Origin of the sequence: Acidilobus sp. 7A (genome assembly GCF_003431325.1) — an archaeon.
Lineage (GTDB): Archaea > Thermoproteota > Thermoprotei_A > Sulfolobales > Acidilobaceae > Acidilobus.
The window spans coordinates 1,465,647-1,482,248 of record NZ_CP010515.1 but is presented as its reverse complement, the minus strand read 5'-3'; the positions used below and the strand labels follow the sequence as shown (position 1 = coordinate 1,482,248).

Below are 16,602 nucleotides of genomic sequence, written 5' to 3'. Positions count from 1 at the left end.
CTACCCTCCTGCAGGTGCAACGTCACGTCTCTAAAACCTACGCTACCAAACGCTATAGGCATAATACCTGATGGCAATAGGAGGTTCGCTAAAAAGTACGGCCTCACCTACTTTCAGGCCTACAGGCAGGGCTATGAGAAGCTGAGGCAGGCCCTGAGGTGGGTCATAGAGGAGGGCGTCAAGAGGGCTGTTGTCTACGTCATGAGCTACGAGAACTGCACCAGGAGGTCATCCCTTGAGAGGGCCGTGTTAGAGGACCTCCTAATCAACGGCCTAAGGGACCTGCGCAACGACGAGGTAATAAACGGAGAGAAGATAAAGGTCAAGGTGGTTGGCGACCTGAACCTGGTCTCTGACGAGTCTAGGAGGGAGGCAGCCGCCCTTGAGGAGCACACTGCCTCCTACTCAGGCGGCTCGCTCCACCTTGGAGTCTGCTACAGCGGCGAGTGGGAGAGGCAGGTCATAGCTAAGGGCCTGGTGGCACCCTCCATAAGCGCCGGCGTGCCCCAGATAGACCTAGTCATAAGGACTGGGAGCATGAGGAGGCTCAGCGGCTTCTTCCCGCTTCAGACAAGCTACGCTGAGCTCTACTTCATGGACCTCCTGTGGCCTGAGCTCACAAGGGAGGAGCTCAAGAAAGCCCTTGAGTGGTTCGGGGTTCAAAAGAGGAACTTCGGGAACTAAGCAGGCTCGAAGTACTCTATGTCTGTTATAGTGCCCTTCCTCTGGTCCTTCGGCTTGAACGCGGGCTTCAGCTCCATGCCAATGACAACCTTTGATGGGTCGACATTCACTATGTGTATCATGCCGTTGTCAGCGTCGTCCGGCTTTATTATGCCTACGACTACGGACTTGTCCAGCCTGTTGCCATAGAGGTCCTCATAAACGACCGTATAGTGGAGCAGCCTCCAGGGACCCTTGATCTCCACCAGCTGCCCCTCGGTGAAGTCAGGGCAGAACGTCTTGGGCGGGACGTATACCTTGCCGTCAGGGCACTTCATGCCAAGCACCTTGCCGTCCACTAAGGCCTTGGCCAGCTCAAGGCCGTGGAGGCCTGGGGTGTAGACGTACTTATCTATCTCCTCACGCTCAGGCCAGAAGACCAGGTCGTGCAGCCTACCGTGCTTGTCCCAGCTCATGCCCATCACCTCACGGGCTCAAAGCACTCAATGTCCAAAATAGATCCTGTCCTCTGCTCCTTCGGCTTCCACCTGGCCTTCACCTTCATCCCAACGGCGCTGTCTTTCTTAGCTTCCTCAGGGTCTATGCAGAGCCTGTGGAAGAGCCCTGCGAACTCGTAGCTGTCCTCCTTGTAGCCCGGCACGTCTAGCCTTATCACACCTACAACCTCCGGCTTCTCAAGCCTCTCCCTCTTAGTTGAGATGTAGCTGACGACCGCTGTGTGCACAACGCCTGTGTCAGGCACCTCAACCCAGTTGGTTAGGGGGACGTGGCAGTACTCGCAGTAGTCCCTGGGCGGCACGTAGATCCTGCCGCACCTCGGGCACCTTTTGCCCAGTATCTTGCCCTCCTTCAGCCCCTGCAGGAACTTTGATAGCGAGGGACCAGCTGAGAACTCATACTTGGCCTGTGGAGCGGACTCCACAAGACCAAGCAGTGAGTACATCTCCTTTGTGCTAAGCTTCGTTCCAGGAAGCTTTACCTCGCCCTTCCTCTCGCTCACTATCACCACCCCCTCAATTACTCAAAACAATAACTGTCCCAGCCTGCATGAGGTCACCCCACGCGTTTGCTACGGCCTTGTGGACGGGCTTCTTGACCTGCCTCTTGCCGGCCTCGTAGCGCAGCTGCCAGAACAGCTCGGCCACCTTCATTGTGCCGGCCGCAGCTATTGGGTTGCCAACGCCCAGCAGCCCCCCACTTGGGCTCGTCGGCAGCTCCCCATCCCTCTCGAAGTAGCCCTCCTTCAGCAGCTTCCAGGCCTCGCAGGGCCTGGCGAGCATCAGGCCCTCTATGTGGTGGAGCTCCTTGTAGTCAAACGGGTCGTAGGGCTCTGCAACGTCTATCTCCTTCCAGGGCCTCTCTATGCCGGCCATCCTGTAGGCCATCCTTGCGGCGTAGTTCAGGTACCTCGGGAACGCCAGCTCCCTGTTCTCCCAGTGCTGGTTGTCAAGCGTGAAGCCAACGCCGTCTATCCAGACGGGCGAGTCTGTGACCTGCCTTGCGACGTTCTCGCTGGCTATCACCAGGGCCGCGGCGCCGTCGCTGACGGGCGATATATCAAGCTCGTTGACTGGCCACACGAGGAGCTCGCTCTTCAGCACATCGTCAACTGTTATGTTAGCGGCCACCTGGGCGGCTGGGTTGTCAAGGGCGTTTCTCTTGTTCTTGACGCTGACGAGAGCTATGTCCTCCTTCTTGGCGCCGCACTTGGCCATGTACCTCCTCATCTCCATGGCAAATATCCATATCAAGTTGGGCTCAAGCGGCCTATGAAGTATTGGATCCCATATGTACCTGAAGACGTACTGTGGGTGCGGGTGCGCTGGGCTCATCTTCTCCTCGCTAACTGCCAGCACAGTCCTGCAAAGGCCGCTGGCCACGTGCCACCACGCCGATACTGGTACGAAGACTCCTGTGCCGCCGCCCACGTAGACCCTAGTCATCGGCTTATTTATGGCGCCTGAGCCGTCAGCCAGGTACTCGCCCTTCATGTGGACGCCGTCGAAAGTGTCAGGCGCCGAGCCTATGACAACGCAGTCTATGTCCTTCAGGGTCAGGCCAGCCTGATCCAAGGCTTGCCTGGCCGCCTCCCAGGCGAGCTCCCTGGGGGTCTCAAGGGCGCGCCTCATAAACGTCGTGAGGCCAGCCCCAACTATCGCTACCCTGTCCTTCACAAACAGGTTGCTAACCACTTCCATCACCCCTCAATGTCAGATGATAAAACAGAAACAACGCTCGTGTATGAGGGTACGCCCCTCCACGAGGCCACGACCGCCCTCTTGGCTCCCTTAACCTGGTGGGCCCCGGCCTCTCCCCTCAACTGCATGACCGCCTCAAGGAACCTGCCGAGCCCTGTGGCCTCAAGTGGGACGCCCATTGAGAGGCTCCCGCCGCTTGGGTTGACCGGGAGCCTCCCGTTGAAGTCAAAGTCGCCATTCTCCAGGTACCTGTGGGCCTCACCATCAGGCGCCAGCAGGAGCTCCTCGACAGAGAGGAGCTCCATGAAGCTGAAGCGGTCCTCCACCTCAGCAAGGCTTATGTCCTTCTCAGGGTTACTGACCCCCGCCAGCCTGTAGGCAGTGAGGGCTGCATTCCTCATCGAGGGCATCCTGCCCCACTCGTGCCACTCAAGTGAGCCGCTGCCGACCTCCGTTGAGTACCCTACACCATCGAGCCACACGACCCTGTCAGTGAACTTCCTCGCGGCATCCTCGCTCGCCAGGACCACTGTGATGGAGGCGTCCGAGAAGCCGGCGATCTCGTATCTACTCATCGGGTACACGGAGTAAGGCGCCGAGAGCACCTCGTCGAGACGCACCCTTGAGGCATAGGGGGCCCTCTCGTTCCTCAGGCCGTTGTTCCTGTTCTTGACAGCGACAATAGCCAGGTGCTCCCTTGTAGCGCCCGTCCTAGAAATAAACGCCTGAGCGTCAAGGCCGGCTATAAAGAATGGGTTGCCAGTAGGCAGAGGCCTCACGTGGAGGGGGTCCATCGCAAAGTAGTATATGTCCTGGAGCGTCTTTATCTCGCTCGGCTTCCCGTGGGCCTCCACTGCGACCACGTTAGCGAGCCCTGACTTTATTAGCATGTAGGCGTGGGCAACCCCCTGCAGCCCGTCCCCTGCGACCGTAAACGTGGGTCTCAGCGCCCCACCTATGGGCTCTGGGGCGAACTCGTCAGCTATCGCAATGCCCTCCCACATGTCCTCCTGGCAGTCCACAAATACATCCACGTCTCTCCTTGGGTCAACGTTGGCGTCTGCGTAGGCGCGCTGTGAGGACTCAAACATCATCCCCTGGAAGCTGACCTCGGGCGTTGATGGCCTAAAGCCATAGGACCCGACACCTATAACCGCCACTCTTCCGTTGCCCATGCCAGCCTGCCTATTATGAAGAGTGCTTTTTATCAGAATAAAAACCGTGTTCCTTAGTGGATACATAATTGGTGGTAGTATAAAGGGTGGGATGATTTGACATATATTTGGACCCCTCCTAAGGATGTCGTTGACAAGGCCAACGTGACGGGCTTCATTCAGGCCCACGGCATAAAGAGTTATCAGGACCTCGTCAGGCAGAGCACCTCCGATATAAGGTGGTTCTGGGGCAACCTGCCTGACTGGCTTGAGCTTGAGTGGTTCTCGGAGCCCAAGGATGTCTACGACGCGTCAAAGGGCATCGAGTGGACGAGGTGGTACATAGGGGGCAGGATAAACGTAGCGTACAACGTCCTCGATAGGATAGTGAAGAGAGGCCTTGGGAACAGAGTAGCAATGACGTGGATTGGGGAGGACGACAGGGTGGTGCAGCTCACCTACAACGAGATGCTGGACCATGTCAACAGGTTCTCCAACCTGCTAGTTGACCTGGGCGTGAAGAAGGGCGACGTGGTAGCCATATACGCACCTATAATGCCCGAGACGGTGGTTGCCATGCTTGCATCCATGAGGGTCGGTGCCATAGCGAGTCCCATATTCAGCGGCTTTGCCCCTGAGGCCGTGGCCGACAGGCTTAGGATGAGTGAGGCTAAGGTTGTAGTTACTGTTGACGGCTACTACAGGAAAGGCAAGGTCATAAAGCTGAAGCCCAGCTCCGATGAGGCGATCAGGCTCTCTGGGGTTCAGGCTAAGCAGGTTGTCGTGAGGAGGCTCAACGTTGACGTGCCTTGGGACGAAAGCAGGGACCTGTGGTACGACAAGGCCATAGCGTCCAAGAGGCCTGAGTTTGAGCCGGCCGAGACCGAGGCCGAGGACCCGGCCATCCTAATGTTCACCAGCGGCACCACCGGGAAGCCTAAGGGAGCAGTGATAAGCCATGCAGGCATGCTGCTTCAGCCCACCAAGGAACACTTCTTTAACCTTGACATAAAGCCGGGCTGGACCGGCAGCAGGGACGTTCTCTGGTGGATAACTGACCTGGGCTGGATGATGGGCCCATGGATGGTCGTGGGCTCCCAGACCCTTGGCGCCTCCCATCTGTCGCTGGAGGGCGCCCTCGACTACCCCACGAAGGACAGGGTCTGGGCCATAATAGAGAAGTTTAAGGTCACTCACCTGGGCTTCGCGGCGACCGCAGCTAGGTTGCTGAAGGCGCTGGGACGCGAGACCTATGAGTCCCACGACCTCTCGAGCCTGAGGGCCTTTGGGAACACAGGGGAGCCCATAGACGAGGACACCTGGAACTGGGTCGTAAGGGAGGTGGGCGAGGAGAGAAGGCCTATGATAAACCTTAGCGGGGGCACGGAGATAATGGGCTGCTTCCTGCTGCCAAGCCCCGTGGTGCCGCTTAAGCCCACCACCCTCTGGGGCCCGGGCCTTGGCATGGACGTCGACGTATACGATGACGACGGTATGCCCGTGAGGGGCAGGCCAGGCTACCTAGTGGCCAAGAAGCCGGCCCCCAGCATGACCAGGGGGCTCTGGAGGGACCCCGAGAGGTATATAGAGACCTACTGGTCAAGGTTCCCTGGCGTCTGGTACCACGGGGACTACGCCCTGATAGATGAGGACGGCTTCTGGTACATACTTGGCAGGGCTGACGACGTAATAAAGGTGGCCGGCAAGAGAATAGGGCCAGCGGAGATAGAGACAATAATTAACAGCCACCCTGACGTAGCTGAGAGCGCCTGTATAGGCTACCCACACCCGGTCAAGGGCGAGGTGATTGTTTGCTTCGCCCTCCCGAAGCCAGGCAGGACCCTGGGGCCTGAGCAGCTGGAGCAGATAAAATCTATTGTAGCACAGAGGCTAGGCAAGCCGTTTGAACCTGAGGCCGTGGTGCCCGTGAATGACCTGCCGAGGACGAGGAGCGGCAAGATAATGAGGAGGATCGTGAGGGACGCCGTGCTTGGGAAGCAGGTCGAGCAGACCCCAGTGCTAGACAACCCGGACTCAGTTACAGCCGTTAAGGAGGCCGCAGAGGAGCTGAAGAAGTTAATGAAGTGAGACGCAATAAGCGACCAGGAGGGCCGCTCGATCAATCTAGCCCTCATCACGTTTCAGCCCCGAAACCTTTCCTCATAGCGGCCGCTTTTTGCACAGGGGAAGGCGCCTTTTAACGCGTAGTGCGTCTAAACGCTTGCTGAGTGCGGACTATGACTTTTTAACATGTGGCGATGCTACCACTTATAGTAGTAACCAGGTGAGCATATGAACAACGTAGTAATTGGTAAGGTTAACAGGGGGCTCTTTGAGAGCGTTATATACCCCCAGCTTGGGGCCAAGGACCCCTCAGTGATAGTTGGGCCCCAGTTCGGGGTCGACTTCGGCGTCGTGAGGCTTGGCGACTACGACCTAATCTTTGAGGTCGACCCAATATATGTGGTCCCAGAGTACGGCTGGGAGAGGAGCGCCTGGTTCGCCGTCCACATACTGGCCAGCGACGTCGCTGTCTCTGGCGTCCCGCCGCGGTACTTCTTCCCAGACTTCAACCTGCCCCTCGGCATGACTGACGAGGAGTTCGCCACGCTCTGGACCCTGATGCACAGGGAGCTCGAGAAGCTTGGCGTCGCAGTCGTAGCTGGTCACACGGGCAGGTACGGCGGCGTGGATTACCCCATGATAGGGGGAGCCACCATGATAGGGGTCGCCAAGAGAGACCACTACGTCTCCCCCGCTATGGCAAGGCCAGGCGACGTAGTCATAATGACCAAGGGGGCCGCCGTGGAGACGGCCGGCATCCTGGCCTCGATGTTTCCGGAGGTGCTGGTCAAACACTACGGCAATGAGTTCGCCGAGAAGGCCAAGGACATATTCTGGCTCCAGTCAGTTGTAGACGATGCCCTGACGCTTGCAAAGCTCGGCCTCAGGGAGGGGGTCACAAGCATGCATGACGCCACAGAGTACGGGGTCTGGGGGGCCCTCAACGACGTGGCTGAGGCGAGCCGCGTCTCAATAAGGGTCCTCAGGGAGAAGCTCTTCGCCAGGGAAGACGTCATGAAGGTCGTGAACGCCTTCTCAGAGCTCACAGGCGTCAAGGTTGACCCGTTTGCGTCGATAAGCGAGGGGACGCTGATAGCCACAGTTAAGAGGGGATACGAGGACAGGGCCCTGGAGCTGCTGAGGTCTAAGGGCATAGAGGCGGCCGTCATAGGGGAGGTCGTGGAGGGCAAGGGCGTTTACCTCGTCGACGACGGCTCTGAAAAGCTTATACAGCAGCCGGAGCAGGACCCGTTCTGGCAGCTGTTCTTCAGGACGCTTGAGGTGGTGAGAGGTGCAAAGCAGGGATAAACCGCTACCCGTCGCCATGACAATAGCTGGCATAGACAGCGGCGGGGGAGCTGGGGCCGTCGCGGACCTGAAGACATTTGCGGCCGTCGGGGTTCACGGAACCCTCGCGGTGACAAGCGTCACGGCACAGAACACCCACGAAGTGGCTGGCATCTATGATGTGACGCCTGACATGGTTAGGCTCCAGATAAGGGTCGTCTACGATGACATGGGCATAGATGCTGCCAAGACAGGCATGCTGAGCAACAAGGAGATAGTGAGCGCCGTGGCTGCCGAGCTTAAGTCGTATGACTTTCCCCTGGTCGTCGACCCTGTCATGGTTGCCAAGAGCGGGGCCCGGCTACTGAGGGAGGACGCCATAGAGACCTTAATCAAGGAGTTGCTCCCGAGAGCCACCGTGGTGACTCCTAACGCCCCTGAGGCCGAGAGGCTCTCAGGCCTGAAGGTCATGGACACAGAATCCGCCAGGAGGGCCGCCAAGGCAATAGCTGACGCCACGGGGGTCAGGGCGGTGATAGTGAAGGGCGGCCACATTGGGGGCCCTGAGTCCGTTGACATTCTTTACTATGATGGTAACTTCCGCGAATACAGGGCCCCGAGGATTGAGACCAAGGACACTCACGGCACCGGGGACACGTTCTCGGCCGCAATAGCTGCCTACCTGGCTAAGGGGCTCAGCATCCCTGACGCTGTGGTCAAGGCTAAGGAGCTCGTAACAACAGCCATAGTCTACGGCCTTAACCTGGGCAAGGGAGCCGGGCCCGTCAACCCCACGGCCTGGGTCTACGTGCCCGCCCAGAAGTACTTGACGATAGAGGAGCTGAGGGGGGCGCTCAGCGCGCTTAAGGAGAACGAGCGCTACGTTAGTAGGCTGGTGCCTGAGATAGCGATAAACTTCGGCGTCGCCATAGAGCCGCCGTACGCTAGGTCTGTTGATGACGTAGTAGCCGTGCCCGGCAGGATAACTAGGTACAAGGACACCATAGTAATTCACGGGGACCCAACGCCTGGGGCCTCGAGCCACGTGGCCAGGGCGCTGCTGGCCTACATGAGGCTCTACCCTGAGTACAGGGCGGCGGTCAACATAGCGCTCAACGAGCACATAGAGAAGGCTGTGGAGCTACTAGGTCTTAGGTCGTCGTCCTATGACAGGCGCGAGGAGCCCAAGGACGTGAAGGAGGCGGAGGGCGGCTCACTGCCATGGGGAATTAGCTCAGCCCTGAGGAGGGCCGGGGCACCGGTCGACGTGATATATGATAGCGGCGACTTCGGGAAGGAGCCAGGGGCATTCGTCTTCGGAAGAAACGCTATGGAGGTCGCTGAGAAGGTAATAGCTATAGCCAAGAAGGTTGCCGAGCTCGAGGGTGAACGTTCAGGATAAGTGCTGCGCTGCTCGGGGTCCCATCCTTGGAACCTTCGTGTAGGCCCTCGGCAGCCTGCTAGGCCTAGCGGCAGGCGGGTCATAGGCCCCCTGGAGCCCAACGGCGCGGGGCTCATCAACTTATCAGTAAAGATTTGTCACATCTAATATAGATAGAAGTATTTCTACTAACGTGAAAAGGATTCAGCCCTCAATGAGGTTAACGGAAAACAGCCGCTCGCCGGAGGCCCCCTTAACCAGGAGCTGACAGCCGTTGAGCAGCGCATAGCCCCTCTCATTGAAAGGCCTTGAGCCACTTGGCAACGAGAGCGCCCCTATCATGGCAACCCTGAAGAGCCTTGAGTGCCACGCGACGTGGGCGTGGCCAGCCACCACGAAGCGTCCCTTCCTGTGAAGCCTTGCCGCATACGCTGAAAGCACGAGCCTCCTGCTAACCTTAGCCCCAAGCCTGGCTAACATCTTCGTAAGGTCCTCGCTGCTCACGTTGCCCTGGTGCCCATGAATAAGCACGGCCCTGCCGTCACAAGCGTAGTGCTCTCTAAGCCCACCAATGCCAAGCCTCTGCTCGTTGTCACCAAGCACGAGGGTCACTGGCACTTTGCCGTCGTGGCTTACAAGTCTAAGAAGCGCTGATAGTGAGCTGACCACATCCACAGAGTCGCCGAGCAGGATAACACTATCGTGAGGCTCGTCAAGGGCCTCCCTGAGGAGCCCCAGGTCCGTGTGAGGGTAATGAACGTCAGCCAATATCAACGTGGATTTCAGGTCAACTCCCCTGGCTTCTATAAGCCTTCAGATTTATTTCCGCTCCTTCCCAGGAGTCCCGGGGGAAATGAAGGCTGTAACTCTGGAGCTGCAGGACGAGCACATCCTCATAGAGAGGTATGCCTCAATTCTGGACTGGACTAGGACGAGACTTGAGTCAGGTGTGGGCATTGACGACGAGTTCCTGTCATCTATGCTTCAATTCCTATCCAGCTTCATAATATCATGCCACTTCGCAAAGGAGGAGCTGTACATATTCCCAGTGCTCAAGAAGCTCACGGAGGACGTCAGATCCCTTGAGGGGGAGCTTGAGGCTGACCACGCGACCATCAGGTCCCTGGCGGACAGGCTGAAGTCCTCCCTGGAGGCTGGCGATATGACATCAGCGGCGGAGGCCATGGGGGAGCTCTCCTTAACCCTCAGGAGGCACCAAGATAAGGAAAACTCCGTCGCCTTTGCGTACGTTGAAATGTACACAGGTGACGACGAGAAGGACTCGATACTCTCAGCAATGAGCTCCTTTGACAAGAGGCCCGAGTGCGACAGGGGAGCCGACGAAAGGCTCATCAGCTATATGTTCTCTGTCATTGAGGGCTAGCGGGTTTGGGACGCCACGGCTATCGTTAATATTTTTATACTTCGCTTATCGTTAACTTTAGCGCTCTGCAAGGCCAGAAGTGAGGAAAACATGGAGAAGCTACTGCTGACCAACGACGACGGAATTGACAGCTTAGGCCTACAATATATTCTAGAGGAGCTATCCTCCAGAGGCTTTGAGGTCTACGTGGTAGCCCCAGCCAAGCAGGTAAGCGGGGCCAGCAAGTCAAACTCGTTCACTGTAAGGGTAGAGAGGCGCCAGCTTGAAGGCGCTAAGGACGCGTGGGCCATAGATGGAAGGCCCGCCGACGCCGTGACCCTAGGTATAAAGGTCCTCCTTCCCTCCAGGCCAGCCCTAGTAGTCTCGGGGATTAACATTGGGCCCAACATGGGCATCACGGACTTCTTCACAAGTGGCACCATAGGGGCCGCCATAGAGGCGTCGCTCCTCGGTGTTAAGGCTGTGGCCTCTAGCTACTCCGTGCTGAGGGGCCTCAAGGGCGAGGGGGACCTGAGGGGCCTGAGGACGGCCGCCATTATAACGGCAGAGGTCGTGTCGAGGCTCGTCGACACGCTCTATGAGCTCGTAGATGTTGAAATAATTAACCTTAACTTCCCGAGGGGCGACCCCAAGGGCCTCGTCATAGCGCCCATAGCTAACATCTCAAACAAGGAGGTGTACAACGGAGAGGAGGACGGCGTTTATCATGTCCTCGGGTGGAGGACAGATGATCTGGAGGTTGCGTACTCGGGCGGCGAGGAGGGAAGTGACGTCGATGTGGTTAAGAAGGGCTACGCCTCACTGACGCCGATATGCATAAGGTGCCTCACTGTTGCAACCTACCCTGTTAACTCGCTTGCTAAGCTCAGGGGCGCCCTCTCAGGGCTGCTCAGCTAGCTCAGCAGCTCCACCCAGCTGACCATGGGAGACAGGCCCTGTACATCATTATTATCAGCGAAGGGTCCGTAAATCCCAGCTCCTTAGGGGGGCACCGATCCCTGCAGCTCACGGCTACCCTGCGGCTCCCCAGGGAGACCTCCACGGAGTCCCTTGAGGTTAGTCTCACCGAGTAGCCGTTGGACGCGAGCTCAGGGAGCTTAACCTTAGAGTTGAGCAGGCTCACCCCAACATCCTTGGGTGGCTTGAGCCAGAGCAGTGACAGGGACGCCATGTCAGCCGCTCTCCTGACCTCCGCCGTCAGGCCCCTGGCCTTTGTGCTGGCCTCCTCAACAAGGAGCGAGGAGGCCCCGAGCTCGGCCGCTATGAAGACTAACATTGCGGCTGAGCCTGAGGTGTCAGCGTCCATTAGCTCAACCACGTTGCTTACCCCGACCATCTTTGGGAACCCATAATATCTGAGAGCGCTGAGCCTGTTCATGGAGTCCCACACGCCGGGCACCACGGGGGGCTTCATAACAGGGTCAAGCACAGGCCTGACGCCCTGAGAGGCAATGTGAACTGCGTACTCTGCTGCGGCCGCCGTATCCTCCGAAAGCACAACAACATACCTTCCCTTAGCCCAGCTGACGTCCTTGGCCTGCCAAGGTCTAAGGCTGAGGAGGACTCTAAAACCGCTCGGGCTTGACGCCAGAACCTCATAGTCAGCGTCCAGGCCTAGTGCTATACCAGTGTCGCTCAAGCGCGATGAGTACTCCTTTAGCTTTGCCCTAGCTTTATCTGTGAGCGGCGCGAGGACCACAATGTCGGCGCCGTCGGCCACAAGGCTCCTTGCTTTATCCAAAAGCTCTCCAGGGCTCTCTGCGCCGCTGAGCGGGATCTCTGCCAGCACCCTCATGGGCGGCGGCGTCGCTGGAAGCAGCTCCGGTGACGAGTTAACGGCCTCGAGGTCCCTGCGCGCTAAGGAGCTCACCTTGCTAGGCATGTACTTCTCTAGCGCCTCCTGCTTGCTAAACTGCAGGTGCCCACCCTCCATGAGGAGCCTTGCAAGGAGACCTAGGCCCTCCGGCCCCTTGAAGACGTTGGGGCCTACCAGGCCAGCGTCCCACGGGTAGCTGCCTGGTAAAATGACGTAGTCATAAATGCTCTCAAAGCCAGCTGGCAGCAGCTGCCTAAGGTCGCTTGGTCTCAAGAACAGTAGGTCCTTCACTTCCAGCACTTCAACTGATGTGCCAATGCTCTTCAGCGAGCCCTTAAACTTCGCAGCCTCCTCTGAGAGGACCACTAGGATCCTCATAGAATCAACAGCTCCCTCTCAGACCCCCTCCCCTCTAGGCCTAGGACTGACGTCCTTATGACGCTGCCGTCGCCAAGCTCTACCTCCTCCTTATCAAGCGCGAGGCCCGCGGCGACCCTGCCTATGGAGTCACCCTTCATGATGCCGCTCCCGCTGGTCCCGGCAACCACTACGAGCCCGCTCCTGTAAGGCTCATAAACTATTGGCATGCCGTCAAAGCTTATGTCGTAGTGGCCCGCCCAGGAGGCCTCAGGGTACTTCAGGCCCAGCTGGGGCATGTAGGTGCCTAGCACTGGCAGTATGCCGTAGGTGTAGTACCTCTCCTCGGCCTTTGGGTCCTCCTCCCTTAAGAAGGGCCTCCCCAGCTCGTCAGCCAGGCCTATCCAGAACGTGCCCTCGGAGGGGTTGGGCCTCACATAGGCCCCCTTGGGAAGGATCAGGAACGGCATAACCTTCTCTGCACTGAAGCCTTCAGCGTAAAGTATGGACTTAAGCTCCTGCCCGTCTGCCTTAACAGCGAACAGCTGCCTCTTCTTGGGCCTGCTGTAGGTGTCCACGCCTATCCTGTTAAGCAGGTCGTTTGCCCAAACGCCCATCGCCGCAACAACTTTCCTGTGCGCCTCTATATACCTTCCGTCCCCGAGCCTGACGCCGCTGACCTTAGCGTCCTCCCACGGGAAGGGCTCACCCTCTATGCCGAGCGGGTTCGTTGCTGATACTACGAACTCCTTCACTGGAACGCCGAATATGAACTCCGTGCCCATTGACTTAAGTTTGAGGTAGTAGTAGTCTACAAGCTTCTCGGCATCCATTATTCCAGCATCCTCAAACAGGTATGAGTTGACTATGTCGCCAACGCCTACAAGCTTCGACTCCTCGACGTCCTTAACAGAGGTCCTCATGCGCAGAGCCTTCTCCAACAGTTCAGGGCTGACCTCCCTGACATGAACGCCCTCGGCCTCAGCAGCCTTAACCCCCTGCCTCACGACGGACTCTGTCTGCTCGTCAACAGCAAAGAGGTACCCAACCTTTCTCATGCCGAGGTCGAAGCCGCCCTTTTGGACGCCTTCATAGAAGGCTATGCCGCCCTTGGCCAGCATTAGGTTTGTCCTATTAGTGAAGGCTGCCCTGAAGGCAGCGGCACTCTTAGAGGTGTCGCCAGCCCCTGGGGAGTTCTCGCGGTCTATAACTATAATCGAGGAGTCAGGGCTCATGACCTTTATGTAATAGGCTGTGGCCAGGCCAGTTATCCCAGCCCCAACTACTATGTAATCGTACGTAAGACCTCCCCAACGGTATACGTTAGAGCCCGCTTTTATGTAGCACCATCCGTAACGTGTCCCACGAAACCTCCTGCAAATGCTACGAATTAATTAATTTTCCCCGCAAATAAGTAGAGGGGTACTCAATGGATGTTAACAGAACCAAGGTCATAACATGGGCCAAGCAGGCAGCCAAAGGCGCAGGCCTCGACCCCTCAGAGATAGAGTTTGAGCTCCTGCGCTACCCGACGGCCAGCCCAAGCGACCTATTCACCAGAGCCCTTAGCTCTTTCGCCTCATGGGACCTCATGGACAGCAGGTGGGAGGAGGCCGCGAGGAGGTTAATATTATACAGAATTTACGAGGAGAGGGGCCAGCATCCCCCTGAGAAGCTTGAGGGCCTCGAGTCCTGGGCCAGCTGGGTCGGGCTTAACCTGCTTTACGAGAGGTACCTGGTGAAGCGCGAGGGGCGCGTTGTTGAGACGCCTAATGAGATGCTTGAGAGAGTCGCCTCCTTTGTAGCTGGGCCGGAGCTGAGCCTTGGAGGTCACATGGACTCTGTCAGGCAGGAGTTCTATGAGATTATGTCGTCAGGCAAGTTCATGCCTAACAGTCCAACCCTCATGAACTCTGGGACCAAGTACCACCAGCTGGCGGCATGCTTTGTGATTCCAGTGGAGGACGATATGGACTCCATATTCTCTGCCCTCAACGCTGCTGCCTGGATCTTCAAGACGGGCGCCGGGGCGGGCTTCGACTTCACGCCGCTGAGGGGGAGGGGGGCGCCGCTGTCCTTTGGTGGCACTGCGAGCGGCCCGGTGAGCTTCATGAGGCTCTTCGACGAGGTTGCGGACGTAATAAAGGAGGGGGGTAGGAGGAGGGCCGCCATGATGGGCGTACTTCACGACACCCACATCGACCTTGAGGACTTCATAAACTCGAAGCTGCCAGGGGGCCTCGAGAACTTCAACATAAGCGTGGGAGTGCACGACGCCTTCATTATGGCAGCCGTTAATGGTTCCCAGTGGAACCTATACGACCCCAGCGAGTGCCCCCAGCTTGTGGGGGCCCTCAGCGGCGACCTAGCTGACATATGGAGAAGATGTAAACCTAAGAGAAGCGTCAGCGCCACAGAGGTCCTTAATGAAGCCGTCAGGGCGGCCTGGGAGAGCGGCGACCCAGGGCTTGTGTTCCTTGACACTATAAATGAACACAACCCAACCCCGAGGCTCGGCAGAATAAGGGCAACAAACCCGTGCGGCGAGACGCCGCTCCTGAGCCATGAGGCCTGCAACCTGGGCTCTATTAACCTTGGGCGCTTCATCAAGGACGGCTCCATAGACTGGGAGCTGCTCGAGCACGACATAAGAGTCGCCGTGAGATTCCTAGACGATGTCATAGAGGCCTCCTGGTACCCCAGGCCTGAGATAGAGGCGGCGGTCAAGCGCAATAGGAAGGTAGGCCTTGGAGTTATGGGCTGGGCCGACATGTTGGCTGAGCTTAAAGTGCCCTACGACAGCGACTCCGCACTTTTCCTAGCAGATAAGCTCATGGAGTTTATAGCCTATGTAGCTAGGGACGAGAGCAACAGGCTCTCGGCTGAGAGAGGCCCATACCCTGAGTTCCCAGGGAGCATACACAAGGAGGGCAGATTCAACTTTGAGCCCCAGCTCAGCCCTTCCATGATATATGACGAGTCCAAGGTCTCTGAGCACGTTCACACCATAGTTGAGTCAAGGCCTAAGCTTGACTGGGACAGGGTTAGGTTGGAGATGATAGAAGGCACGAGGAACGCCACTGTAACTACTATAGCCCCCACGGGGAGCATAAGCATAATAGCCAACGCCAGCAGCAGCATAGAGCCTTTCTACTCACTCGTATACATCAGGCAGAGCTCCCTGTTCTCCTGGATAGAGGTTAACAGGTTCCTGAAGGATTGGCTTGAATCCTCAAACAACCTGACGCCTGAGAGGGTGAAGGAGATAATAAGGCACGGCGGGTCTGTGAGAGGGCTCGACTGGGTCCCCAAGGAGTACCAGGACGTGTTGGCAACGGCCCTGGATATGGACTGGCGCTGGCACGTGAAGATGCAGGCGGTCTTCCAGAGGTGGGTTGACAACGCCGTCAGCAAGACCGTTAACATGAGGAAGGACGCTACCCTTGACGACGTTAAGGGGGTCTTCCTTGAGGCCTGGAGGCTTAAGTGCAAAGGCATAACTGTATTCAGAGACCAAAGCAAAGGCGCTCAGGTCCTCAAGGTCAGCGGCGACCTTGACTCTCTGATCAAGGAGCCCCCAGCGCTGAAAATAAGGGCTAAGGCAAGGATGATCCCAGGGGCCATAAACGTAGGAGACTCTACGATCTCTGCCGTTAGTGAGGAGTACGCCGGCGGTTGCCCTACTTGCGACCTCTAAGACGATGACTTAGGAACGACGACAATTATTCTCCTGTTCTTCACACGCACGTCGACAACGCCATCAGCAGCCAGTCTCTTCAGCACCTTCCTTGCAAGCGATAGCTTCACGTTTAGGCTAGCGGCGAGCTTCGATGGGGTGACATAGCTCATCTTACCTATGTCTCTCTTGGCTCTGTTTATGAGCTCCTGGGTCACGTCAAGCTGAGGCGCCGCCTGCGCCCTGGCCTGCTGTTGCTTAGCCGCCCTGCCGCCGGAGGGCCTCTTGGCCTGGGCCTGCTTCTTAGGTTGCTCGGACACAGAGCATCACCTAGGGCTTATGATAGCTCAAAGTTTTAAAGGTTTCCCGCGCCCGCACCCGCTGGCGTCGCCGCCAGCTCTTTATTTCATTAAGTTCAAGGCCACCGGCTGTAGGCCTTAGGGCCTCTCTGCAGCCCGTCGATCTATTCGAAGCCTTTTTGATTAAATAAACTAGGTTTTAAGCTGCCCTAATTAAACGCTGGGCCCTGCAGGTGAGTAGAGGCTATCATCCTAGTCGATAGAGGTACTCATGTTCAGACGTCTTAAAATAAAAAGGTCTT

Annotated in this window: 15 protein-coding genes; 7 read left to right on the top strand and 8 right to left on the bottom strand. The window is 57.5% G+C overall.

The annotated features are described in order from the left end of the window. Window positions 1–54 precede the first annotated feature (54 nt). Window positions 55–684, top strand: a complete 630-nt coding sequence (locus SE86_RS07575; protein ID WP_117354942.1) for an undecaprenyl diphosphate synthase family protein — start codon at window positions 55–57, stop codon at window positions 682–684. On the opposite strand, the gene SE86_RS07570 is transcribed toward SE86_RS07575, so the two are convergent. Genes SE86_RS07570 through SE86_RS07555 form a run of 4 tightly spaced genes read right to left on the bottom strand, consistent with a single transcriptional unit; the run spans window position 681 to window position 4,057 of the window. Further along, window positions 681–1,139 carry a Zn-ribbon domain-containing OB-fold protein gene (locus SE86_RS07570; RefSeq protein ID WP_211096575.1) on the bottom strand — a complete coding sequence of 153 codons (459 nt, stop codon included), beginning with the start codon at window positions 1,137–1,139 and terminating at the stop codon, window positions 681–683. The two genes, SE86_RS07575 and SE86_RS07570, sit on opposite strands and share 4 nt — an antisense overlap. 5 nt (window positions 1,140–1,144) lie before the next feature. Then, on the bottom strand, window positions 1,145–1,684 hold the full coding sequence (locus SE86_RS07565) for a Zn-ribbon domain-containing OB-fold protein (RefSeq protein ID WP_117355212.1): 540 nt from the start codon (window positions 1,682–1,684) through the stop codon (window positions 1,145–1,147). A gap of 13 nt (window positions 1,685–1,697) precedes the next feature. Next, window positions 1,698–2,882: a thiolase domain-containing protein gene (locus SE86_RS07560; RefSeq protein ID WP_117355211.1), complete on the bottom strand. Its 1,185-nt coding sequence runs from the start codon at window positions 2,880–2,882 to the stop codon at window positions 1,698–1,700. Then, on the bottom strand, window positions 2,882–4,057 hold the full coding sequence (locus SE86_RS07555; protein ID WP_117354940.1) for a thiolase domain-containing protein: 1,176 nt from the start codon (window positions 4,055–4,057) through the stop codon (window positions 2,882–2,884). Before SE86_RS07555 ends, SE86_RS07560 begins: the two co-directional genes overlap by 1 nt. A 96-nt stretch (window positions 4,058–4,153) precedes the next feature. Here SE86_RS07555 and SE86_RS07550 point away from each other — a divergent pair, with 96 nt between their 5' ends. The 3 genes from SE86_RS07550 (at window position 4,154) to SE86_RS07540 (ending at window position 8,789) form a co-directional block, all read left to right on the top strand. After that, window positions 4,154–6,124, top strand: a complete 1,971-nt coding sequence (locus SE86_RS07550; RefSeq protein ID WP_117354939.1) for an AMP-binding protein — start codon at window positions 4,154–4,156, stop codon at window positions 6,122–6,124. Between the two features lie 204 nt (window positions 6,125–6,328). After that, entirely contained in the window at window positions 6,329–7,408 is a 1,080-nt protein-coding gene (locus SE86_RS07545) for an AIR synthase family protein (RefSeq protein ID WP_117354938.1), read from the top strand. Next, window positions 7,392–8,789 (top strand): bifunctional hydroxymethylpyrimidine kinase/phosphomethylpyrimidine kinase, encoded by a 1,398-nt coding sequence (locus SE86_RS07540; RefSeq protein ID WP_211096573.1) that lies wholly within the window; start codon window positions 7,392–7,394, stop codon window positions 8,787–8,789. Before SE86_RS07545 ends, SE86_RS07540 begins: the two co-directional genes overlap by 17 nt. A gap of 183 nt (window positions 8,790–8,972) precedes the next feature. On the opposite strand, the gene SE86_RS07535 is transcribed toward SE86_RS07540, so the two are convergent. Further along, the gene (locus SE86_RS07535) at window positions 8,973–9,536 is read right to left on the bottom strand and encodes a hypothetical protein (protein WP_148666809.1); all 564 of its coding nucleotides are present in this window, start codon (window positions 9,534–9,536) and stop codon (window positions 8,973–8,975) included. An 85-nt stretch (window positions 9,537–9,621) separates the two neighbouring features. Here SE86_RS07535 and SE86_RS07530 point away from each other — a divergent pair, with 85 nt between their 5' ends. Both SE86_RS07530 and surE read left to right on the top strand, forming a co-directional pair. Then, complete coding sequence (locus SE86_RS07530) at window positions 9,622–10,152, top strand: hemerythrin domain-containing protein (RefSeq protein WP_148666808.1); 531 nt, start codon at window positions 9,622–9,624, stop codon at window positions 10,150–10,152. A 90-nt stretch (window positions 10,153–10,242) separates the two neighbouring features. Then, entirely contained in the window at window positions 10,243–11,049 is an 807-nt protein-coding gene (surE, locus tag SE86_RS07525) for a 5'/3'-nucleotidase SurE (protein WP_117354934.1), read from the top strand. 1 nt (window position 11,050) lies between these two features. Here surE and SE86_RS07520 read toward each other — a convergent pair whose 3' ends face one another. Both SE86_RS07520 and SE86_RS07515 read right to left on the bottom strand, forming a co-directional pair. Then, entirely contained in the window at window positions 11,051–12,346 is a 1,296-nt protein-coding gene (locus SE86_RS07520) for a hypothetical protein (RefSeq protein WP_117354933.1), read from the bottom strand. Continuing rightward, window positions 12,343–13,614, bottom strand: coding sequence for an FAD-binding oxidoreductase (locus SE86_RS07515; RefSeq protein ID WP_257791329.1), 1,272 nt, complete (start codon window positions 13,612–13,614; stop codon window positions 12,343–12,345). Before SE86_RS07515 ends, SE86_RS07520 begins: the two co-directional genes overlap by 4 nt. A gap of 140 nt (window positions 13,615–13,754) precedes the next feature. On the opposite strand from SE86_RS07515, the gene SE86_RS07510 reads away from it, so the two are divergent. After that, window positions 13,755–16,022 (top strand): adenosylcobalamin-dependent ribonucleoside-diphosphate reductase, encoded by a 2,268-nt coding sequence (locus tag SE86_RS07510; protein WP_117354931.1) that lies wholly within the window; start codon window positions 13,755–13,757, stop codon window positions 16,020–16,022. On the opposite strand, the gene SE86_RS07505 is transcribed toward SE86_RS07510, so the two are convergent. After that, window positions 16,019–16,321, bottom strand: a complete 303-nt coding sequence (locus tag SE86_RS07505; RefSeq protein WP_117354930.1) for a hypothetical protein — start codon at window positions 16,319–16,321, stop codon at window positions 16,019–16,021. The genes SE86_RS07510 and SE86_RS07505 overlap by 4 nt on opposite strands. Window positions 16,322–16,602 lie beyond the last annotated feature (281 nt).